Source organism: Xenorhabdus sp. SGI240, assembly GCF_040081915.1.
Taxonomy (GTDB): Bacteria; Pseudomonadota; Gammaproteobacteria; order Enterobacterales; family Enterobacteriaceae; genus Xenorhabdus; species Xenorhabdus bakwenae.
The window spans coordinates 1-22,866 of record NZ_JBEBMB010000087.1; the positions used below are offsets into that span (position 1 = coordinate 1).

The 22,866-nt window shown below is 43.1% G+C and carries 16 protein-coding genes, 2 tRNA genes and 2 pseudogenes; 14 read left to right on the plus strand and 6 right to left on the minus strand.

What is annotated here, in order from left to right; all coding sequences use genetic code 11:
- Window positions 1–106: 106 nt before the first annotated feature.
- Window positions 107–751 carry a riboflavin synthase subunit alpha gene (locus ABLA76_RS15495; protein ID WP_348988605.1) on the minus strand — a complete coding sequence of 215 codons (645 nt, stop codon included), beginning with the start codon at window positions 749–751 and terminating at the stop codon, window positions 107–109.
- Between the two features lie 324 nt (window positions 752–1,075).
- On the opposite strand from ABLA76_RS15495, the gene ABLA76_RS15500 reads away from it, so the two are divergent.
- The 5 genes from ABLA76_RS15500 to ABLA76_RS15520 all read left to right on the plus strand — a co-directional run bounded on the left by ABLA76_RS15500 (window position 1,076) and on the right by ABLA76_RS15520 (window position 5,479).
- Window positions 1,076–2,449, plus strand: a complete 1,374-nt coding sequence (locus tag ABLA76_RS15500) for an MATE family efflux transporter (RefSeq protein WP_348988606.1) — start codon at window positions 1,076–1,078, stop codon at window positions 2,447–2,449.
- 161 nt (window positions 2,450–2,610) lie between these two features.
- Window positions 2,611–2,687 (plus strand) — tRNA-Val (locus tag ABLA76_RS15505).
- Between the two features lie 34 nt (window positions 2,688–2,721).
- A tRNA-Val gene (locus ABLA76_RS15510) sits at window positions 2,722–2,798 on the plus strand.
- 517 nt (window positions 2,799–3,315) lie between these two features.
- On the plus strand, window positions 3,316–4,725 hold the full coding sequence (pykF, locus tag ABLA76_RS15515; RefSeq protein WP_348988607.1) for a pyruvate kinase PykF: 1,410 nt from the start codon (window positions 3,316–3,318) through the stop codon (window positions 4,723–4,725).
- A gap of 517 nt (window positions 4,726–5,242) precedes the next feature.
- Complete coding sequence (locus ABLA76_RS15520) at window positions 5,243–5,479, plus strand: major outer membrane lipoprotein (RefSeq protein WP_047770169.1); 237 nt, start codon at window positions 5,243–5,245, stop codon at window positions 5,477–5,479.
- Between the two features lie 91 nt (window positions 5,480–5,570).
- Here ABLA76_RS15520 and ABLA76_RS15525 read toward each other — a convergent pair whose 3' ends face one another.
- The 3 genes from ABLA76_RS15525 to ABLA76_RS15535 all read right to left on the minus strand — a co-directional run bounded on the left by ABLA76_RS15525 (window position 5,571) and on the right by ABLA76_RS15535 (window position 10,273).
- Window positions 5,571–6,629: a L,D-transpeptidase family protein gene (locus ABLA76_RS15525; RefSeq protein WP_348988608.1), complete on the minus strand. Its 1,059-nt coding sequence runs from the start codon at window positions 6,627–6,629 to the stop codon at window positions 5,571–5,573.
- A gap of 162 nt (window positions 6,630–6,791) precedes the next feature.
- Window positions 6,792–7,205, minus strand: coding sequence for a hotdog fold thioesterase (locus ABLA76_RS15530; RefSeq protein WP_348988609.1), 414 nt, complete (start codon window positions 7,203–7,205; stop codon window positions 6,792–6,794).
- Window positions 7,202–10,273 (minus strand): FAD-binding and (Fe-S)-binding domain-containing protein, encoded by a 3,072-nt coding sequence (locus ABLA76_RS15535; protein ID WP_348988610.1) that lies wholly within the window; start codon window positions 10,271–10,273, stop codon window positions 7,202–7,204. Before ABLA76_RS15535 ends, ABLA76_RS15530 begins: the two co-directional genes overlap by 4 nt.
- A 208-nt stretch (window positions 10,274–10,481) precedes the next feature.
- Here ABLA76_RS15535 and ydiK point away from each other — a divergent pair, with 208 nt between their 5' ends.
- Entirely contained in the window at window positions 10,482–11,591 is a 1,110-nt protein-coding gene (ydiK, locus tag ABLA76_RS15540) for an AI-2E family transporter YdiK (RefSeq protein WP_348988611.1), read from the plus strand.
- Window positions 11,592–12,028: 437 nt separating this feature from the next.
- On the opposite strand, the gene ppsA is transcribed toward ydiK, so the two are convergent.
- Window positions 12,029–14,407 (minus strand): phosphoenolpyruvate synthase, encoded by a 2,379-nt coding sequence (gene ppsA / locus ABLA76_RS15545; RefSeq protein WP_348988612.1) that lies wholly within the window; start codon window positions 14,405–14,407, stop codon window positions 12,029–12,031.
- 233 nt (window positions 14,408–14,640) lie between these two features.
- On the opposite strand from ppsA, the gene ABLA76_RS15550 reads away from it, so the two are divergent.
- The 7 genes and pseudogenes from ABLA76_RS15550 to ABLA76_RS15580 all read left to right on the plus strand — a co-directional run bounded on the left by ABLA76_RS15550 (window position 14,641) and on the right by ABLA76_RS15580 (window position 21,198).
- Window positions 14,641–15,462, plus strand: coding sequence for a pyruvate, water dikinase regulatory protein (locus tag ABLA76_RS15550; protein WP_285811625.1), 822 nt, complete (start codon window positions 14,641–14,643; stop codon window positions 15,460–15,462).
- A gap of 153 nt (window positions 15,463–15,615) precedes the next feature.
- Window positions 15,616–16,662: a 3-deoxy-7-phosphoheptulonate synthase gene (locus tag ABLA76_RS15555; protein WP_348988613.1), complete on the plus strand. Its 1,047-nt coding sequence runs from the start codon at window positions 15,616–15,618 to the stop codon at window positions 16,660–16,662.
- A 297-nt stretch (window positions 16,663–16,959) separates the two neighbouring features.
- Window positions 16,960–17,376 (plus strand): annotated as a pseudogene (locus tag ABLA76_RS15560) (TonB-dependent receptor plug domain-containing protein); the annotation flags it as partial.
- Between the two features lie 141 nt (window positions 17,377–17,517).
- Window positions 17,518–18,591 carry a ChuX/HutX family heme-like substrate-binding protein gene (locus ABLA76_RS15565; protein WP_348988614.1) on the plus strand — a complete coding sequence of 358 codons (1,074 nt, stop codon included), beginning with the start codon at window positions 17,518–17,520 and terminating at the stop codon, window positions 18,589–18,591.
- A complete protein-coding gene (locus ABLA76_RS15570) occupies window positions 18,588–19,406 on the plus strand; it encodes a hemin ABC transporter substrate-binding protein (protein ID WP_348988615.1) in 819 nt (272 codons plus the stop codon). Before ABLA76_RS15565 ends, ABLA76_RS15570 begins: the two co-directional genes overlap by 4 nt.
- The gene (locus ABLA76_RS15575; RefSeq protein ID WP_348988616.1) at window positions 19,403–20,404 is read left to right on the plus strand and encodes an iron ABC transporter permease; all 1,002 of its coding nucleotides are present in this window, start codon (window positions 19,403–19,405) and stop codon (window positions 20,402–20,404) included. The genes ABLA76_RS15570 and ABLA76_RS15575 overlap by 4 nt, the downstream gene beginning before the upstream one ends.
- An 11-nt stretch (window positions 20,405–20,415) precedes the next feature.
- Window positions 20,416–21,198: a heme ABC transporter ATP-binding protein gene (locus tag ABLA76_RS15580; protein WP_348988617.1), complete on the plus strand. Its 783-nt coding sequence runs from the start codon at window positions 20,416–20,418 to the stop codon at window positions 21,196–21,198.
- Window positions 21,199–21,347: 149 nt separating this feature from the next.
- On the opposite strand, the gene ABLA76_RS15585 is transcribed toward ABLA76_RS15580, so the two are convergent.
- Window positions 21,348–21,827 carry an NlpC/P60 family protein gene (locus ABLA76_RS15585; RefSeq protein WP_348988618.1) on the minus strand — a complete coding sequence of 160 codons (480 nt, stop codon included), beginning with the start codon at window positions 21,825–21,827 and terminating at the stop codon, window positions 21,348–21,350.
- A gap of 159 nt (window positions 21,828–21,986) precedes the next feature.
- Between ABLA76_RS15585 and ABLA76_RS15590 the strand changes: the two are divergent.
- Window positions 21,987–22,866: pseudogene (locus ABLA76_RS15590) on the plus strand (tyrosine-type recombinase/integrase); the annotation flags it as partial.

The following is a 22,866-nucleotide window of genomic DNA, read 5'->3' on the forward strand; positions in this document are numbered from 1 at the left end:
GCTTAAGCAGAATTCGGGTTAGATAACTCCCCATAATGGAATTCCTAAAGCTACAGAAATGATATTTCTGTAGCTTTCGTGTTTTATCGAATCTAGAAAGATTGTTTTATTGTTCTTCAATCTGTAACAATAATTTTTCTTGTTCTTTCTGAACCATAACCCGTTCAACGGTATCTACAATCGCTTGGGTTTGTGGATCAATTTCAATATTAACCTTTTCACCGAGACGTTTTTTGCCCAAAGTTGTACGTTCCAATGTTTCTGGAATTAAATGAACACAGAAGCGATTATTGACTACATCTCCAATCGTTAGGCTAATGCCGTCAATACCAACAAATCCTTTATGCAGGATATACTTCATTAACTGTCTATCGTGAATTCGAAACCATATTTCATGGTTATTTTCAGAAGTGAAGATCTTGGCAATTTCTGCTGTTGTAATAACATGACCGGACATCAAATGCCCACCAATTTCATCACCAAATTTAGCAGCCCTTTCCAGATTAACTAAATCACCTACCCTGAGTTCACCAAGGTTGGTCAGACGCAATGTTTCTTTCATTAAATCAAAACTGATTAAATCACCGTCGATATTAGTTACAGTCAGACAACAACCGTTGTGGGAAACAGAAGCTCCCGTTTCAATTCCGGGTAATAATTCAGCCGGAAATTTAACAACATGGGTCCGAAAATGCATTTTTTCATCAATAGCAACTATCGGTGCTTTTCCCTGAACGATACCTGTAAACATGGGAACCTCTTTAATAATTTCATCTGGCGGATTAGTTTAACCCACCCACCTCTTTTAAACAGCATGGTGTTTAAACATCATTTCGTTTAAAAATCACTCTGTTTAAATATCATTTTATTTAATACATTATTTTGGTTGATTTTAGTTTCTGTTGAGTGTTGCTTCAATCATGTTGAGTATAAACATCGCGCAATGATTGGATTAATAAAATGAGTCCTATACAATATGGCAGCTTATAAGCGATATATTTTCCATTAACATCGTTTGCTCGCAAAAATATTTCTTGTTTTTCTCGTTAATTTTCAATCAAAAAAGGTGTAGTACGTGCAGAAATATTTAAATGAAGCGCGTAGTTTGCTCGCTCTAGGGATCCCTATCGTCATCGCACAGTTTTCACAAACTGCGATGGGTTTCGTCGATACCGTCATGGCTGGTAAAGCTGGTGCTGTTGAAATGTCAGCAGTGGCGGTTGGCACATCAATCTGGCTGCCAACCATTCTGTTTGGCCAAGGTTTATTGCTCGCCTTGACGCCAATCGTGGCACACATGAATGGCTCTGGCCAGAGAAAAAATATTGCAGGTCAAATCCAGCAAGGGTTTTGGCTTGCAACCTTCCTCTCTATCTTGACCATCGCAATACTGTATAACAGCCGATTTATTATAGAAGCACAACATAACGTCGATCCTGTATTGGCACAAAAAGCCACGGAATTTATCCATGCTATCATGTGGGGAGCGCCAGGTTATCTGTTTTATCAAGTTTTACGGGGTCAATGTGAAGGATTATCGAAAACCAAACCCGCAATGGTCATAGGTCTTTCCGGACTACTGGTCAATATCCCCGTTAACTATATTTTTATTTACGGTAAATTTGGTGCACCTGCACTGGGAGGTGTCGGTTGTGGTGTTGCAACGGCAACCGTTTACTGGGTTATGTTCCTGTTGCTGCTTGCCTATGTGAAGCACTCGCCTTCCCAAAAAGATATCCCAACATTCAACAAATTTGTGGGTCCTGAATGGCATACGCAAAAACGTATTGCACTGCTTGGCCTGCCTATCGCTTTAGCGATGTTCTTTGAGGTTACTCTGTTTGCTGTCGTCTCGTTGTTGGTTTCTCCGCTCGGCGTTGTGGCTGTTGCAGGGCACCAGATATCACTCAACTTCAGCTCCATGATGTTTATGTTCCCGCTGTCATTGGGGATAGCTGCCACTATTCGCGTTGGCTACAGCCTGGGCCAAAAATCAACAGAAGGCGCTAAGATATCCGCGTATACGAGTATTATTGTTGGCTTAATTATTGCCTGTATGACAGCGACCTTCACGGTACTGTTTAGCAAACACATTGCTTTTATGTACAACGATAATCCTGAGGTCGTTCTTCTTGCCTCCCACTTGATGTTGTTTGCAGCTATTTACCAACTTTCTGATGCGGTACAGGTCATTGGATCAGGAGTACTGCGCGGGTATAAAGATACACGGTCTATTTTCTTTATCACTTTTATTGCTTATTGGCTCTTAGGGCTGCCTAGTGGTTATATTCTGGCATTGACTGATTATGTCACTAAGCCGATGGGACCACAGGGTTTCTGGATTGGGTTTATTATCGGTTTAACCGCATCAGCATTCATGATGGGTTACCGCATTTTATGGACACAAAAACAGCCAGCCCATTATGTTTTGAAACGTTCTACTCGTTAATTCAATATATTAGGTTAATCAATGCAAGGGGAAAAAGCTGCGAATTCATGCTAAAAGACGTAAATGCGAGCAGTTGAACAAGAATTTGCATTTTTCCCCTTGCCAGAAGGCTCAGTGCCCGTTAATATTCGTCCCCGTTGTCAGCCACAGAAATTTAGATTGCGTCCGTAGCTCAGTTGGTTAGAGCACCACCTTGACATGGTGGGGGTCGGTGGTTCGAGTCCACTCGGACGCACCAAATATTCGGTTGGCAGAAAATAGAATCTTGATGTGCGTCCGTAGCTCAGTTGGTTAGAGCACCACCTTGACATGGTGGGGGTCGGTGGTTCGAGTCCACTCGGACGCACCATATCTAATTCATCGCTTCTCATCTTGCTTATACCAGTTACCTTTTTCCGATTTTCTTCATTCCAATACCCTTTTGTACTGATGAGCTAGATTGTTATCCAGTCTACCTGTGTACTAAAAACTCAATTACGTTTTATTTGCGCAACAACTTGATTTCTTTAATCATGAACCATGTCTATCTCCTCTTTTCTGTATGGAAATCCTTTCAAGCACTATTTTTTGATTCATTTCACAGAAATTAGTCTCTATAATACGCTTACGTCATAAGTTGAATGGTTTCAGCTAATTAATTTACCGAATCCAGAAAAAATTACAGATGATTAGTCGCACTCAATCCGTATATCTGCACATACCGAACTTCACGCTGAAAAACTATTTGACGCTTACTACTATTCATTTTCTATTGCTAGCTATTTTTCACTATGTTGCGCAACTCAGAACATCAGATGATGCGGGCATAAATGTTAATGGCTAACGATTCACTCTTTTAATCCATTAAAATCAGTAGATAGATTGTCATGAAAAAAACCAAAATTGTTTGTACTATCGGGCCAAAAACAGAATCCGAAGAGAAATTGACCGAACTGCTTAATGCTGGTATGAATGTGATGCGCCTGAACTTTTCTCACGGTGACTACGAAGAGCATGGTCAGCGCATTAAAAACATTCGCTCGGTCGTAGCAAAAACTGGCAAAAAAGCCGCAATCCTACTGGATACTAAGGGTCCTGAAATCCGCACCATGAAGCTGGAAGATGGCAATGACGTCTCCCTGACCGCAGGCCAAACTTTCACCTTTACAACAGATAAATCTGTTATTGGCAATCGAGAGCGTGTCGCTGTGACTTATGTCGGTTTGCCAGAAGATCTGAAACCAGGCAACACCCTATTGGTTGATGATGGTTTGATCGCCATGACAGTTAAAGAAACTACTGCGACTGAGGTCGTCTGCGACGTATTGAACAACGGTGACTTGGGGGAAAACAAAGGCGTTAACCTGCCAAATGTTTCTATCAACCTGCCTGCACTGGCAGAAAAAGATAAACAGGATTTGATCTTCGGCTGTGAGCAAGGCGTGGATTTCGTTGCAGCATCTTTTATCCGTAAACGTTCCGATGTACTGGAAATCCGTGAGCACCTGAAAGCTCATGGCGGCGAACACATCCAAATCATTTCTAAAATCGAAAACCAGGAAGGCCTGAATAACTTCGATGAAATTCTCGAAGCGTCTGACGGTATCATGGTTGCCCGTGGCGATCTGGGTGTTGAAATCCCGGTAGAAGAAGTTATCTTCGCGCAAAAAATGATGATCGAAAAATGTAATGCAGCTCGTAAGGTTGTTATCACTGCCACTCAGATGCTGGATTCAATGATCAAAAACCCACGCCCTACCCGCGCCGAAGCCGGCGATGTTGCCAACGCTATCTTAGACGGTACAGATGCGGTAATGCTTTCTGGTGAAAGTGCGAAAGGAAAATATCCTGTTGAAGCCGTTTCCATCATGGCAACAATCTGTGAACGTACAGATCGCGTTATGGGCAGCAAAATTGAACATACCAGGACTCAGAAGCTGCGCGTTACCGAAGCAGTGTGCCGTGGCGCGGTTGAAATTGCAGAAAAATTGGAATCTCCACTGATTGTGGTAGCAACTTATGGCGGTAAGTCTGCAAAATCTATCCGCAAGTATTTCCCTAATGCCTCAATCCTTGCATTGACAACGAATGAAATCACTGCCCGCCAATTGCTGTTGGTCAAAGGTGTTTCCACTCAGATTGTCAAAGAAATCGCCTCTACCGATGATTTTTATCGTATTGGTAAAGAAGCTGCATTGGCAAGTGGTATGGCACACAAAGGGGATATCGTTGTCATGGTATCCGGTGCATTAGTACCCAGTGGCACCACAAACACTTCCTCTGTTCACGTGCTATAAGATTAAATAAGTTAAATAACTGTGCTGTCTAAATGTGGGCAGTACTGGGATCATAAAGAAGCCCATATTTGTATTATGCAAATTGGGCTTCTTATATATTTCTATGGTGCACCATCATCATAGTGAGCGTCAAAAATTAATATTCTTCTTTCAAATTGTTGCTCAATACAAGAATATTTTACTATCTTCACTCAATTATACCAATCCAACCTCAAGATGCGTGTTATATTTTTCCACGCAGCGGGGAAATATAAGGCCTCGCGTCGTCTTGCGGGTTGCAGCTTGAAGTTTATCGAGTATATGTTTAAAGCTGCTGATCTTCTATATAACAATAATTCATGTTAATTTAACAATATTGATTCAATTATCCTTTTATTATTAAAATAATTAAACAGATAAGTCACTCTATTGTTTATGCGGAATTTTTTTCGTAGCAAAAATTTATTCTCTTTCTAAAATAGTTTGTGTAATACTTAGATGGCTACTTGGAGATTAACTTAATCTAGAGGGTAATGTAATGAATCGTACTAAAGTTGTATTTGGTGCAGTAATTCTGGCTTCTACTCTGTTAGCGGGTTGCTCAAGCGCAACTAAAGTTGAACAACTCGCCTCTCAGGTTCAAACTCTCGGTTCTAAAGTTGACCAGTTGAGCAGTGATCTCAGTTCTATTCGTTCTGATGTACAATCAGCCAGAGACGAAGCTGCTCGTGCGAATCAGCGCCTTGATAACCAAGTTCGTTCATACAAGAAATAATCTTTATAGTAGGTAGAAATTGTTGATAACAAATGGCGTACCACTGTACGCCATTTCTATTTCGGCCTGCCGCCCTATATTTCCCAATTTCTCAGGTTTCAGGTTGATAAATTGGCCTTGGTTGGTTTAACGGCGGTATTTTAGCTGGTTTAATTTCGGGACCGGCCACATCTTCAATTGACCTTAAAATCGCCTTTTCTGCCTGGCTATTTGTAGTCAGCTCTATATTTACCTGCACTGGCACTCCTGCACGACGAATAATAGCCTGATCAACAAGGAATTCATCTGTTTCACGATGATTAACGAACTCCACTAAACCTTCAGAACGTGGAACTGGCATTGTTTGCGGATCATCAGCCTCTTTATTAGAAAGTGGCTGATGAACTTCCACATAGCGCTTACCATCTGGCTCTATGGCATATTTCACTGGTTCATTCATGACTTGAACTCGTGTTCCTCGTGGAACAGTCTGAAACAGCGCTTCGATATCATCAGGTCGCAAACGAATACATCCTGAACTGACACGCATACCAATGCCAAAATTCGCATTTGTACCGTGGATCAGATATTCACCACGTCCGGCGGCCAAACGTAAGGCAAAATCTCCCATTGGATTATCTGGACCTGCAGGTATTACGGCAGGCAAAATAATTCCCCGACTAGCATAATCCTTGCGAATATTAACGGTTGGTGTCCATGTCGGGTTTTTGATCAACTGGCTGACTGACGTTGTCATAGTCGGCGTGTTACGCCCAAGTTGACCTATTCCAATAGGGTACACAACGACATAATTTTTCCCTTCGGGGAAATAATAGAGCCTGAGTTCGGCCAGATTGATAATAATTCCCCGGCGGGGAGTGTCTGGCAGCAGCATCTGTGATGGAATAATTAACTCAGTGCCAGGTTTAGGTAAATAGGGATCAACGCCAGGATTTGCTTCCAACATCGCCAATAATCCTATTTGGTATTTGGCCGCAATGAATTCTAACGGACGTCCGTCATCGGGCACAATATAGGCAGAGTTTTCGCCAATCAGACGGCTATTAGCAGGAGGCAATGGGTACTCGATAGCATGGGCGATATGAGTCAATCCACTTAACGACAACATGCCAATCAAGAACATGCCGATAACAGTTAAAAATCGCTTCATACGTGCTTCCTGAAAATGATGCTTGCATGTTTATGGTTAATTAATAGCCTACTTAGCAAAACTATTCTATCTTATTCGTAGTAATCAAAGCGGGATTGATATCGTCCGACTGTTCCCGCCAGCCAAATACTGACAGGAACAAAAACATAACAGGTAGGATAATTAAGATAAAACTGCCGTTGTCAGGCGAGACGTGCAGCATAATTGTTGCTGATCATTATAGATATCAATCTGCCAGACCTGATGTGAACGGCCAAGATGGACAGGTTTACAAATCCCTTTAACCATGCCTTCATGAACAGATTTAAGGTGGTTAGCATTAATCTCTACGCCCACCACTTTCTGTTCGTCTTCCGAGCAGAGATAACCGGCAATCGAGCCGAGTGTTTCAGCTAATACCACCGATGCCCCGCCATGCAAGATCCCGAAGGGTTGTTTAGTTCGTTGATCGACGGGCATTGTTCCTTCGATAAAATCATCACCAAGCTGAGTAAATTCGATCCCTACATGTCTTACCATACACTCACCGTTAAATTGATTAAGTGTATTTACATCTATATTACGTTTCCAAATCACGACATTATCTCCAATAGGGCTTGTAATGGATGTTTAAGCAGTTTTCCTTCTATACGCTTCACCTGACTGCGACACGAATACCCGGTACTCAGACAATGTTCTAAGGATAGATTTTTCAGTGCTGGTGCCCATGAAAGATTGTAGATGCCAATAGATCTCTCCAGATTTTTCTTTTCATGGCCATATGTACCAGCCATGCCACAACACCCGACATTGACATGATTCAATTGATGACCAAAATGGCAGAAGATATCAGCCCATTGTTTGCCGCTATTAGGCAATGCTGTCACTTCGGTACAGTGCCCAAGCAGATACCAGTCGTCTCTGAACATTGAACCCTCGTTTTTCGCTTGTGACATTTTTTCCGGCAAAATGCTGATTAGCCATTCATGTACCAACTGAACGTTAAAATCTCCCCTCCGTTCACCCAGAATCGCGTTATATTCATCCCGATAACACAGAACTAAAGCAGGATCGACACCTACCATAGGAATATTCAGGCGCGCTATTCGATTAAAAAAGCCAGCCGTTTTTCCTGCGGTTTTGGCAAATCGATGCAAGAATCCTTTAACGTGCTGTGCTTTTCCATTGGGTGAAAATGGCAGTAAAACAGGCTTATACCCCAACTTTTCTGCCAGCAATACAAAATCGGTGACCACTTTAGCATCGTAATAACTTGTAAAAGGATCCTGGACAATCAGCACATATTGGTCACGCTGTAATGATGACACGCTTTCCAGCTGTTCCAGCGTTGTCCTTGCTGCATAATGCCCCGCCAGTTGCTGTTGCAATGTCGGGTAGGAGAGTAACGGCAGATCGGCCATGCCAATGGTGTACTGGCTGATTTTTTGTACCCACGGTTGTTTCAGGAAAAAATTAAATACTCGCGGCGCTTTTGCCATCATTGGCGTGCTGGACTCAACATTAGCAACAATATGATCACGCAATGGCCGCAAGTAACGGCTGTGATAAAGCGCTAAAAAACGGGAACGAAACGAAGGAACATCAATCTTAATCGGACATTGGGTTGAACAAGCTTTACAGGCTAAACAACCTGACATTGCCTCTTTGACCTCATGCGAAAAATCATACTCACCACGCCACGCTTGCCAACTATGGCGCGTCTTTTCTATCAGTCCCCGCAAACTGGGGCGCGCTTGCTCCAGCCCCTGCTCCAGCAATTTAGGTTCAACCCCTTGTTCTGTCAAAAGCCGCAACCACTCTCTCACCAAGGTCGCCCTGCCTTTGGGAGAATGTATGCGATGCTGACTGATTTTCATTGACGGGCACATCGGGCTTCTGACATCGAAATTGAAGCATAATCCATTACCATTACATTCCATCGCGCCGCGAAATGCTCTCCTTACATTAACAGGAATGGTACGGTCGTAAGTCCCGCGCTTGGCTGCATCAACTTTCATCATAGGAGCATCGACGCCAATGGGTGGACAGATTTTCCCCGGATTGAGTCGATTGAGTGGATCAAACACCGTCTTTATGCGACGCAGTTCGTTATACAAAGCCTCACCAAAAAAGGCAGGGCTATATTCTGCCCGAAAACCCTTTCCATGTTCTCCCCATAACAAACCGCCATATTTGGCCGTCAAATGAACAACTTCATCAGAAATCTGTTTCATCAAAATTTCCTGCTGAGGATCACACATATCCAACGCAGGACGCACGTGCAAAACACCTGCATCTACATGCCCAAACATACCGTAATTCAGTTTGTGATTATCCAAAAGCTGGCGAAACTCAGCGATATAATCGGCAAGATGTTGAGGAGGAACACAGGTATCTTCGACAAAGGGAATGGGTTTAGCAGAACCTTTACTGTTGCCTAACAATCCGACGGATTTTTTCCGCATGGCATAAATGCGCTCAATATCCATCAAATCATGGCATATCTGATAGCCAATAATGCCCGCCTGATTTTTTTCCATCAATTCATCAAGGCGTAAACAAAGCTCCTGCAACTGCTGATCAATTTTCTGTTCATCATTACCACTGAATTCGACAATATTCAGGCCTTGCATATCTTTATCAGGCACGTCAGTAATCAATTCTTTCACTGAATGCCAGATGATATCTTCGCGCGCCAGGTTCAGTACCTTAGAGTCTACCGTTTCAACCGAGAGTGCTTTGGCTTCGACCATAAAGGGAGCATTACGTAGGGCAGAATCAAAGGCGTTATATTTGACATTCACCAGTCGCCGGACTTTAGGTAACGGAGTGATATCCAGTGTCGCCTCGGTAATGAAGGCCAGAGTACCTTCAGAACCCGTCAAAATACGGGTGAGATCAAAAGACTGCATATCGTCGCTGAATACATGGCGTAAATCGTATCCCGTCAGAAATCGATTGAGTTCAGGGAACCTCTCAATGATTAGTTTTCGTTGTTCACGGCAACGTTCCAATACCGTTTTATAAACACGACCCGCTATACTCTCTTCCTGAGCAATCGATTCCGCTAATGCTGTGCTCACAGGACGGGTATCTAACATTTCCCCTCCCAATAAAACTGCACGTATACCCAGGACATGATCCGAGGTTTTGCCATAAACCAACGATCCCTGACCGGAAGCATCCGTATTGATCATGCCGCCCAACGTAGCACGGTTACTGGTTGAAAGTTCTGGAGAGAAAAAATAACCGAAAGGTTTTAGATATTGATTAAGCTGATCTTTGATAACACCGGCTTCTACCCTTACCCATCCCTGCTCTGGGTTGATTTCCAGAATGCGGTTCATATAACGGGACATATCCACCACAATACCACGGTTAAGTGATTGCCCATTCGTGCCCGTTCCGCCGCCGCGGGGGGTAAAAGTCAAAGTCTTAAAACGCGCCTCTTCTGCTATTCTTGTCAGCAAAACAACATCGGCACTGGAACGAGGAAATACAACAGCTTGTGGTAACAGTTGATAAATACTATTATCTGTCGCCATGGTCAGCCTGTCGGCATAGCTACTGGCAGTGTCTCCGGTAAAACCCGCTTCTTTCAGTGCAATCAAATAGTTCTGTGCCAGTTCACTGACATGGGGGGCTTGTGATATACGTGGGATCATTGGCTAGTTGCCCCTTATTCTAATAAATATCCACATTGCTTTATCTATATACTATCTTGGATAACGTCACTCAGACAATTTTCTGGTTTCTGAGCAGGTTTTCAACCATATCACAATATTTATCGATTTTTAGCAACCAATGAAATAACGTTATATTTAATTATCGTTGTTACTGCCAACACTATTTAATTACCTGAGAAATGATTTCATGGAAAAATCACAATCACACCAAGATTTACCTAAGTTGTTATTCGCTCTATTCTTCATTTTATTGCTCATTACCACCAGCTTTTGGGTCTTAAGTCCCTTTATTTTGGGATTTATTTGGTCAGGAATGGTGGTTATCGCAACCTGGCCATTCTTGGAGAAGTTACAACAACGATTATGGGGAAAACGCTGGATTGCAGTTTCTATCATGACGTTACTGTTGGTTTTGTTATTTGTTATCCCTATTGCGTTACTTGTCAGCAGTTTGGTAGAAAACAGTGCGCCATTGATTGAGTGGGCAAAATCGCCTTCCTCGTTCCAACTTCCACAACTGGAATGGCTCAATCGAGTCCCTGTCATTGGCAAAGATTTATATCTTAAATGGCAGGATTTGATTGCTGATGGCAGTAACATGCTTCTCAACAAAATTCCCCCTTACATCGGTAAAGCAGCAACATGGTTTTTTACCCAAGCCGCTAATGCAGGACGCTTTCTTTTCCATCTGGTACTGATGGTCATGTTCAGTGTATTACTTTACTGGAAGGGTGATCAGGTGATGCTGAGTATCCGCCATTTTGCTATCCGGTTAGCAGACAAACGGGGTGATGCCGTAGTGTTGCTGGCTGCCCGATCGATCCGCGCCGTAGCTCTTGGCGTGGTGGTAACGGCATTGGTTCAAGCCATCGCGGGCGGAATTGGGTTAGCAATTGCCGGCATTCCGTATCCAATGATATTGACAGTACTCATGTTTGTATGCTGTGTTGCCCAGTTAGGGCCTCTGCTTGTTCTCGTTCCATCTATCGCATGGCTTTATTGGACGGGAGAAACAACCTGGGGAACAATTTTAATTATCTGGAGCCTGGTATTAACCACCATGGATGGTGTCCTGCGCCCTTTCCTGATCCGTCTTGGTGCTGACTTACCTATGGTATTAATTCTCACTGGTGTCATCGGCGGGATCCTGTCATTGGGTGTCATTGGGCTATTTATTGGGCCTGTTGTATTGGCTGTTTCTTACAGTTTACTATTGGCATGGATGAATGAAGTTCCTAAACCCGAAGGAAATATGACAGATATGGAAAAACATTTCGGGAAAAAGCACGTCAAATAATTAAATAATCGCGCGAAAATACTATCTTTTCGCGCGATTATAAAATTGATGGATATATCATCACCCCCCTAAAATATAAAATTATTTTTCGTAAAAATAAAACCCACCAAGAAAATTGGTGCAAAAAAGTTATTTTCATAAAGTTTTTTCCTAATCTCTATTTATTAAGAGGATTCTTAATGAATAAACTCACCTATTAAATTAGTATTCAGTTCATCGAAACACATGTTTCCCAGAGTATTGCCGTCTCAGCTTATAACGCCATAGGCTGGGTTCAATGAAGTATATATATTGCTGTGTGTAGTCTTTGCCTGTCAGCCCATGATAGGCTTTTTTTTGCATTCCAAAAAACATGTAACACAGAATATAAAAGCCTGAAAGTATCTTAACAGGCTCTTATATTTATATTTGAATTAAATGCTATGAGTGATTTCCAGTTAATTATTTTCAGCCAACGCAATCCACGTTTTCACGACTGTATCAGGATTCAATGATAAACTGTCAATTCCTTCCTTCATTAACCATTGAGCAAAATCTTCATGATCCGAAGGCCCTTGTCCACAGATGCCAACATATTTCCCCTGCCGTTTAGCTGCCTGAATTGCCATAGAAAGTAATTGTTTCACCGCGTCATTACGTTCATCGAATAATTCGGATACCACACCAGAATCGCGATCTAATCCCAGAGCTAATTGCGTCATATCATTTGAGCCAATTGAGAAGCCGTCAAAATATTGAAGGAATTGCTCTGCTAACAACGCATTCGATGGAATTTCACACATCATGATAACTTTCAAGCCATTCTCACCGCGCTTCAAACCCTGAGATGCCAATTCCGCTATTACCGCTTCCGCTTGATCAACGGTACGCACAAACGGGATCATCACCTCAACGTTAGTTAATCCCATCACATTACGCACCCGCTTGATCGCCTCGCACTCCAAAGCAAAACATTGACGGAAGCTATCAGAAACGTAGCGCCCTGCCCCACGGAAACCCAGCATTGGGTTTTCTTCATGGGGTTCATATCTGTTCCCCCCCACCAAATTCGCATATTCATTGGATTTGAAATCTGATAAGCGAACGATCACCCGTTTGGGCCAGAATGCTGCCGCTAGCGTTGCAATCCCTTCGGTTAATTTCCCTATATAAAACTCAATCGGATCATCATAACCAACCATCAACGAGTTAATTTGCTCTTGCAGCTCAGGAGACTGTTTGGAATATTCAAGCAGAGCACGAGGATGCACACCGATCATCCGGTTAATAATAAACTCCAGTCGAGCCAAGCCAATTCCTTCATTTGGCAAACAGGCGAAATCAAATGCGCGATCAGGATTGCCTATATTCATCATGATCTTCACATCCAATTCCGGCAGTTTATCAATTTGGGCACTCTGAACACTGAAATCTAGTTTATGCTGATAAACGTAACCTGTATCACCTTCCGAACAAGAAACCGTTACCTGTTGACCTTCCTGTAGACGTTCGGTCGCATCACCACAACCAACAACGGCAGGAATCCCCAGCTCACGAGCAATAATGGCGGCATGACAGGTACGTCCTCCACGATTAGTGACAAGGGCTGCGGCTCTTTTCATTATCGGTTCCCAATCCGGATCAGTCATGTCAGTAACCAATACATCCCCCACTTGAATGCGATCCATTTCACTCAGGTTGTGGATAACTTTGACTGTTCCAACGCCGATACGATGCCCAATTGCTCGACCTTCTACCAATACATTACCTTGCTCATTGAGTTGGTAACGTTCCATTACCTGCTGATTTGATCGGACAGTTTCAGGACGGGCTTGCACAATATATAACTTGCCATTATGCCCATCTTTCGCCCACTCGATATCCATCGGACGACCATAATGCTTCTCAATCAGCAAAGCCTGTCTGGCCAACGCTTCCACTTCACTGTCAGCCAAAGAGAAACGATTGCGCAACTCCTCTGATACAGCTTCCGTACGCACTTGCTTGCCATGCTCTTTGCTATCTGCATAAACCATACGTATTTTTTTAGAGCCCAGATTACGGCGCACTATTGCCGGGCGATTGTTCTGCAACGTCGGTTTGTGGACATAAAATTCATCAGGGTTTACTGCCCCCTGCACAACCATCTCCCCCAAACCATAAGCTGATGTAATGAACACAACCTGATCAAAACCTGATTCAGTATCAATCGTGAACATCACCCCAGACGAGGCCAAATCAGAACGCACCATGCGCTGTATACCCGCAGAAAGTGCAACACCACGGTGGTCATAACCTTGATGGACACGGTAAGAAATGGCACGATCATTAAAAAGTGATGCAAAGACATGCTTGATAGCCACCATCACCGCATCAATGCCCTGCACATTCAAGAAAGTTTCTTGCTGTCCAGCAAAAGATGCATCCGGCATATCTTCTGCGGTTGCAGAAGAACGCACGGCGAAAGAGGCATCAGGCTCGCCTTCAGACAATTGCAGATAGGCATCACGAATATCTTTTTCAAGTTGAGCCGTAAATGGCGTATCAATCACCCACTGACGGATCTGTGCGCCAGTTTTAGCCAACTGATTGACATCGTCAACATTGGTTTCATCCAGCAATTGATAAATACGCTGGTTCACACCACTTTGTTCCAGAAAATCATTAAATGCCTGTGCAGTTGTCGCAAAACCATTGGGAACAGACACGCCAAGTTCAGCCAGATTGGTGATCATCTCGCCAAGCGAGGCGTTTTTACCACCAACCCGATTAACGTCATCCATGCCTAATTGGTTATACCAGAGCACATTGCTTGGGGTGAGGCCACTATTGGACATTAGAAACTATCCTTTTTTACATTCGGAGGTACAAATCGGAAAATTAAAGCTGCACTTCACAGCAGAAAATAGCCTAGCACATTGTCTTGCCAGATATAGAAAGGTGAATCGATCAACCCAACAATATTATTTTTTTACGGGTATACTTCTGGAAAAAATCCTAAGGGCATAACGATAAAAGAAGAGAGACAATGATAGAAATCCATCCTTCCCAAACAGCGGAAAATGAAATACTGGAACGCAGCGTATTTTTTATTTCTGATGGAACGGCAATCACCGCAGAAGTATTAGGCCATGCCGTGTTATCCCAATTTCCAATTACTATTACTTCCTATACCTTACCTTTCGTGACGAGCAAAGCCAGAGCAGAAGAAGTCAGAGATCAAATAAACGCGATATATCAGCAAACCCAAATCAAGCCATTAGTTTTTTATTCCATCATTTCGGATGAAGTGAAAAGCATTATTACTCGCAGTAACGGATTTTGTCAGGATATTGTTCAAACATTAGTTGCACCATTACAGCAAGAAATTGGCCTGGAACCCAAACCCGAATTACACCGAACTCACGGCTTATCGAAAAAAAATTTGGGGCAATATGATGCACGTATTGCTGCTATTGATTACACTCTCGCTCATGATGATGGTATTTCATTACGTAATCTTGATCAGGCTCAAGTCATTATACTTGGCGTATCTCGGTGTGGAAAAACCCCCACCAGCCTCTATCTTGCCATGCAATTTGGTATTCAGGCTGCAAACTATCCTTTTACCTCAGATGATATGGATAATTTGCAGTTACCCGCCGCTTTAAAATCCTTTCAGCATAAATTATTTGGTCTGACGATTAGCCCAGAAAGGCTTGCTGCTATCCGTAGAGAGCGGCTTGAAAATAGCCGTTATGCTTCATTACGACAATGTCGGGTTGAAATTGCTGAAGTTGAGGCTTTATTTCGAAAAAATAAGATCAATTACCTGAATACCACTAATTATTCTGTCGAAGAGATTTCAGCCAAAATTATTGACAGCATGGGATTAAAACGTCGTATGTTCTGATTTCAAAACATCACATGTTTAACAATATTTATTCACGACACTTTCTCGCGTAAATATCATGATTGTCTGTTGAATTTACTGGGGGTTGAGTTATTGTGATCCCCCAGTTATTCCAGACTTTGTCACAATATGAAGTAGAATCCGAGAAAGTATATGTACAAAACAGATGAGTTAAGAACCCACCGCATTAATAGCCTGATCACACCTAAAGCGCTTGCAGAACAATATCCTATATCAGACAAAATCTTACAAAATGTGACGTTGTCACGAAAGCGCATTGAATCGATCCTAACAGGCGAGGATCAACGTCTATTGGTCATTATTGGTCCCTGTTCCATTCATGATGCTGATGCCGCCCTTGATTATGCCTCTCGCTTATGCGCCCTGCGCAAAAAATACCAGCAAAATCTAGAAATCGTGATGCGAACTTACTTTGAGAAACCGAGAACCGTTGTTGGTTGGAAAGGCTTGATTTCAGATCCCATGTTGGACGGCTCTTGCCAAGTTAATAAAGGGATCTCCCTTGCCCGTAAGCTGTTAATTGATATCAATGAATTAGGTATCCCGACGGCGACAGAATTTCTGGATATGGTCACTGGTCAATACATTGCCGATTTAATCAGTTGGGGAGCGATTGGCGCCAGAACAACAGAGAGCCAGATTCACCGGGAAATGGCTTCTGCCTTGTCATGCCCAGTGGGTTTTAAAAACGGGACGGATGGTAATACGCTTATCGCTATTGATGCAATACGTGCGGTACGAGCCAAGCATATGTTTTTGTCCCCAGATAAAAACGGTCAGATGACTATTTATCAAACCCGTGGCAACCCCTATGGACATATTATTATGCGTGGTGGAAAAAAGCCGAATTACAGTGCTGAAGATATTGCAGCAACCTGCCATAAATTACGTGAATTTCACTTACCTGAACGTCTGATTGTGGATTGCAGCCACGCTAATTGCCAGAAAATTCATCATCGTCAATTGGATATAGCAAAAAATATTGGTGAACAGATCCAATCCGGCTCAACAGCGATTGCTGGTGTTATGGCTGAAAGCTTTTTGGTCGAAGGAACTCAAAAAGTTATCCAGGGAGGAACTTTGACATACGGCCAATCTATTACCGATCCATGCCTCGGCTGGCAAGATACGGAAAAATTTATCAATATTCTTGACGAAGCCATGAAAAATCGTTCCTGAATCCTTTCCTTATTTTGGCTCCCCCCAACTCCCGGGAGCCAATAATCCGAAAAAAATATTTTAAAGCCAAAATGTTAACTAAAAGTTTCAGACATAGAAAAAAGAGCTTGAAGTTAACCATCATTGAAACGATAATTATTCTCAATATCAGAATAATTTCTGTTCAATGAAATCAATTGCATTAATGGTCAACTCTGGCGCAATAAAAAATCTAACAAACTCACTGCTGAATAACAGTGATATATCCGTTAATTGTGTCCACAGGAACACGCTATTTCACCATGGAAATTGACTTGCATGACTTTAATTAAATCACTAAACCTGAAACTGTCTACATTAAGTGTACTCATCTTCGTAAGCTTATCTTCTGCGTATGCCACATCAGTACCTTCGGAAACAGTACATTCCAAGAAAGAGAAATCTTCCAAAGATACTACTGTAACTGTCTACGCCACTGGCAACCAACGTGACAGCTTTGAAGCCCCTATGTTGGTTACAGTCATTGAAGGCAATTCTGCCAGCAACCAGGCTGCAGGCAACGCACATGATTTACTGCGCAATATTCCGGGCGTTGATGTTGCTGGTATTGGCCGCGCCAATGGACAAGATATCAGCATTCGGGGTTACACCCAAAAAGGGGTTTTGACGCTTGTTGATGGTATTCGGCAAGGCACTGACACCGGGCACCTCAATGGTGTATTCCTCGATCCCGCTTACTCATTGCTGGGAGCACCACAGCATGGCCGTAATGCCAAACTGTTTGTAAGCTACCAGTGGTAAAAGAATAAACAAATTATTATCCCGATTTTAGAACAAAATTGTTTTTAAACACCGCTTTTTAAGGAGCCAGCAACTGTGAATCAGTCACTTTATGAACGTTACCTACAAGCCAAGGCAGAAAACAAAGCTAAATATGCACGCGATCTGGCGGCTTACCTTAACGTTAGCGAAGGAGAGTTATTGCATAGCCGTGTCGGTATCGATGCAGAACGTTTGAATATTGACGCTCCTACCCTGCTTCAGGAACTGGCAGCAGTTGGCGAAACCAAGGCGATTACCCGTAATGACTTTGCCGTTCATGAGCATATTGGCCGCTACGAAAATACCAAATTTAGCCCACATGTTGGTTTGATCCTTAATCCACGTGAGCTTGACTTGCGTCTATTCTTCGAACACTGGAGCAGCATTTTCTCTTTGGTTGAACCCGCCAGAAATGGCGTGCGTCACAGCATTCAATTCTTTGACCGTCAAGGCTATGCATTGCATAAAGTCTATGCCACCAGTAACACCGATATGGTTGCATGGAGTGCACTGATCGAAAAATATCAGACCAGTGAAAATCCCGCGCTGGAAATTCAATCGGAAGAAGTGCCTGAACATGCAGAAGTTACGGAACAACTGAAAGTACAGTTAGATGAAGAATGGCGTGCCATGACGGATGTTCATCAGTTCTTCATCATGATGAAACGCCACAATCTAAACCGCCAGCAGATTTTCAACGCAGTGAAAGATGATTTAGCTTATCGTGTGGATAATTCAGCACTCACTCAACTTGTTGAAGTTGCCCATAAAGATCAAAACGAAATCATGATCTTTGTCGGAAACCGTGGTTGTGTCCAGATTTTCACGGGTAAACTGGAACGTCTGATGCCTTATCAGGAAGAAAACTCTTCCCAGAAGTGGCTCAATATTTTCAACCGCAATTTCACTCTGCACCTGATTGAAAGTGCCGTCGCAGAAAGCTGGGTTACCCGTAAACCCACCGATTGTGGTTTCGTTACCAGCCTTGAGTTGTTTGACGCCGATGGCAACCAAATCGCACAGTTATATGGCCAACGCACTGAAGGGACTCCTGAGCAAGCCCAATGGCGTGAACAAATTGCTGCTTTACCTAAACTGCAACCAGAACAGGAAACTTGTGTAGCATGAAAAAATGGCTTCTAACATTTATGCTTGCCACCTCTTTCAATGTGTTCTCTGCTGAACGCATTGTTACCATTGGTGGCGATGTGTCTGAAATTATTTTTGCACTTGGCGAAGGACAGCATGTTGTCGCAAGGGACAGTACCAGCCAAAATCCCAAGGAACTGCTTTCCTTACCCGATATCGGGTATATGAGGGTGTTGAATTCAGAAGGGATTCTATCTATGCGCCCATCACTGGTGATTGCAAGTGAGTCTGCTCAACCTTCCCTGGCACTCAAGCAAGTCGAAGATTCCGGTGTAAAAGTCATTAAAGTTACCAGCGAAACCTCGTTAGAAGCCGTTCCTGCAAAAATCATGACCGTCGCCAGGGCGGTCAACCAGGAAAAACGTGGTGAAGCATTGATTGCCCAATACCGGCAACAACTCGCAGATATCGCTACGTCAGATATTTCCGCCAAAGTCGTCTTTGTCATGAGTCATGGTGGCATCATGCCAATGGCGGCTGGTCAGAAAACAGCAGCCGATCACATTATTCGTGCCATTGGTGCAAAAAATGCGATGCAAGGCTTCCAGGGATATCGGCCTTTATCTCAAGAAGGTGTTATTGCCAGCAAGCCGGACTTACTATTGCTCAGCACCGAAGGGCTAAAAACGTTGGGCGGGATGGATAAAGTTTGGCAGCTTCCCGGGTTAAGTTTCACACCGGCAGGAAAGAAAAAACAGGTCGTGATTGTTGATGAAATGGGTCTGCTCGGGTTTGGTCTGCAAACGCCTGCTGTGATGAAGCAAGTCCGTAATGCTGCGGAGAAGGTGCAATGAGCCATTCCCGCTCCCCCAGTCTCGGTGTGATAGTACTGAGTTTGTTGCTGTTCCTTCTGGCTATTAGTTCAGCAAATATGGGGGCATTGCCACTCTCTTTTAAAACACTGTGGGAGTCCTCTTTGGACGACCCACAGTGGCAGATATGGTTAAACATTCGCCTTCCACGTATTTTGCTAGCAATCCTCGTTGGAGGCGCGCTGGCGATATCTGGTGCCGTAATGCAAGGGTTATTTCGTAACCCTCTGGCCGATCCTGGATTATTAGGGATCAGTAGTGGTGCAGCACTTACCGTCGCAATGTTTATTGTGTTGCCTTTCGCCCTACCTGCCAGCATTGCATTGTACGGACATATTATTGCCGCTTTTATTGGCAGTCTATTGGTATCATCCCTGATATTCATTCTCAACAAATATAACCACGGCAACCTGTCAAAGCTACTCCTTGCAGGCATCGCCATTAATGCACTGTGTTCGTCATTTATTGGTGTATTGAGCTATATCAGTAACGACCAACAATTACGCCAATTTTCCATTTGGATGATGGGTTCACTCAGTCAAATAGAGTGGCCAACCCTGGCGATTGCTACGTCACTCATTATCCCTGTTTGTATGCTGACAATCAGTCAGTCACGTAAACTCAATTTGCTGCAACTGGGTGATGAAGAAGCGCACTATTTAGGCATTAATGTCCAACGCACCAAATATCAATTATTGCTGTTAAGTGCCTTGTTAGTTGGATGTGCCGTTGCTTTGACCGGTGTCATTGGTTTCATCGGCTTAGTTATCCCACACCTTGCCAGACAACGATTTGGAGGGGATCATATCTGGCTACTGCCGATATCTGCCCTGGGTGGTGCCTGTCTTCTGTTAAAAGCCGACACATTAGCCAGAACATTAGTTTCTCCTGCTGAAATGCCAGTAGGCCTTATCACTGGTTTGATCGGTGCCCCCTATTTTTTATGGCTCATTCTTAAGCCATCAAAAGACCGTTCATAATGGAACCGATCATGTCAAATAATTTACTTGAAGCACAAAATTTAAATTATTTCATCGGGCAGCGCCAGATAATCAAAGATGTTTCCCTTTCCCTGCGTCAGGGAGAAGTTGTCGCAATTATCGGCCCAAACGGGGCGGGGAAATCAACACTGTTACGTCTATTGACCGGCTATATCCTACCCAGTTCGGGAGACTGTCTGTTAAAAGGAATGCCCATTTCCCGCTGGCCAACTCAGCAACTGGCTCGCATTCGTGCCGTCATGCGGCAATATAGCGCCCTCTCCTTTCCATTTAGTGTAGAGGAAGTCATCGCTATGGGACGTGTTCCCCATGAAAATACCCACAAAAGAACCGCCATTGATGAAGCGATTGCTTTGACAGAGTGTGAAGAACTGAGAAACAGGAATTATCAGCAATTATCTGGGGGGGAACAACAACGGGTGCAACTGGCAAGAGTTTTAGCTCAACTTTGGCATCCTGAACCTACCGAATCTTGTCTGTTTTTGGATGAACCCACGTCAGCATTGGATCTTTATCACCAACAACATACATTGCGATTGGTTCACCGACTGACACGACAGCATCCCATTGCTGCCTGTTGTGTACTGCATGATTTGAACCTGGCTTCACTTTATGCCGATAAAATTATCCTGTTGCATAAAGGCCGATTAGTGGCTTCCGGCACGCCACAAGAGGTATTGCGTGACGATATTCTTAAGCAATGGTATCAAGCCGATTTGGGTGTTATGCAGCATCCTGAAACCCACCAGCCACAGATCTATCTTCGGCAATAAAAGGTTGTTTATCCCGGTAAATAATAATGAATAGAGAAGGATAGTTAACATCCAAAAAGAGTAAACCGGTGACTCCCGCTATCACTAATGCGTGAAAAATAAATAATATCCGATTGCATGACATCCTCAACCCGAAGAATAAAGTGGCGTTACATCCTACGAGCTTGCCAAAAAACACGACGCCAATACCCATTATTAAGAGAAGAACGGATTACGCCTTTACTTGTGGATGCATGAATAAACGCATTGTTAGTATCGTAAATACCTACATGCAACCCACTCTTTCCACTGCCAGTTTTGAAAAAAACCAGATCCCCTGGCATCAGATCATCTTGGTTTATCCGTGTACCTATTTGGGTTTGTTCACTTGTTGTCCGGGGAAGCTGAATATTAAAACGATCAGAAAAAGTCCGGTACACAAAGCCGGAACAGTCAATACCATGCCTATCCATGCCACCATAGCGATACGGCGTATTCCGCCATTGCTCAAGTTGATCTTTTAACTGAGCAATGACCATTATCGGATCAGAGAGAACGGCCTTCAACGGAGACGAATTAGGGTTGGAAACGGGGTTGGTACAACCAATAAAAAACAGGCTAAATAAAAGAAACAAATACCTCAATTTCATTGCTAATCCCCGCCATCACTCACTATTACATTGATTAAATGAGTTATATTTCTTGCTTATTTTCGTGCATTTAAGGTTATTTTAAGCTATTTTCTTATTTAAGGCACCCCATCCAGCACCCCGCATACAGTTACAGAACTAAACTGGAGAATATCAATTATGGCTTACTATAGCATAGAGAAGCGTCCCGAGCAGACGGCACTTTACGTTACAGATGCACTGTTGGAGTTAAATCTGGAGGTAAATATATATATCGAGAAAATCGCACATTTGGAAAACATTCTCACGCTAAAACGTGGGGTGCTAAACGAGTGGCGGAACTTGAACAAAATGGAATCCCAACACGTGGCAATATAGATGATTTTACAGTTGGTGACTTATTATCCAAGTATATCAATGATCCCAATCTTGGAGGAAAGGCAGGGAAAACAAAAAAATCTGTCTTAAATACGCTATTACGTAGCGAATTATCGAAATTATTGCTATCCAAATTATCAGTAAGCCATATTATTGAGCACTGCAAGCAGCGGCATTCTACAGGAACCACTCCCGCCACCATCAATCATGATGTCATCTATTTGTCGCTGGTATTAAAATCAGCTAAGCCTGTCTACGATATAAATTATACTTCAAATCCCGCATATGAAGCCCGTTCAATTTTAACCCAAATGGGATTGATCGGAAAAGGTCAGCGGCGCAGCAGAAGACCAGAACGAGAAGAGTTAGATCGATTAATTGAAGCACTACACAAACGGAGCAGCCACTGGAAAAGTAAAATTCCTTATGAGGATATACTGAATTTTTCTATACTAACCTGCATGCGTATAGGAGAAGTATGTAAAATCAGGTGGGATGACATTGATGAGAAGCAAAAGTCTGTGCTCGTAAGAGACAGAAAAGACCCCAGAAAAAAAGTAGGAAATCATATGTTCGTTCCTTTACTTGGGGATGCCTGGGATATTATTCAAAGACAACCAAAGTCTGATAGTGGGCTTATATTTCCCTACAATACGTTAAGTATAACGCGATGCTCGACTTT